Source organism: Tritonibacter sp. SIMBA_163, assembly GCF_046535935.1.
In the GTDB taxonomy this organism is placed as follows: domain Bacteria; phylum Pseudomonadota; class Alphaproteobacteria; order Rhodobacterales; family Rhodobacteraceae; genus Epibacterium; species Epibacterium scottomollicae.
This window is the reverse complement of sequence record NZ_JAWJBP010000920.1, coordinates 1-252: the sequence shown is the minus strand read 5'-3', so window position 1 is coordinate 252 and position 252 is coordinate 1. Positions and strand designations below refer to the sequence as shown.

General features: G+C 63.9%; 1 protein-coding gene. It reads left to right on the top strand.

The window, feature by feature from the left end; genetic code table 11:
- The coding region (locus tag R0J92_RS25010) for an NAD-glutamate dehydrogenase domain-containing protein (RefSeq protein ID WP_411053670.1) at nt 1–252 on the top strand (252 nt) is incomplete at both ends.

Here is a 252-nt window from a genome sequence, read left to right as displayed (position 1 = left end):
CCTGCGCTGGTCGGACCGCGCACAGGATTATCGCACCGAAGTGCTGGGGGTGGTAAAGGCGCAGCAGGTCAAGAACGCGGTTATCGTGCCGGTCGGCGCCAATGGCGGCTTCTATCCGAAGCGTCTGCCGGTCGGCGGCGATCGCAATGCGGTGTTCGAAGCCGGCCGCGATGCCTACAAGGTCTTCATCTCCACGCTCCTGTCCGTCACCGACAATATCGAGGACAGCCATGTCGTGCCGCCGGCGGAAGT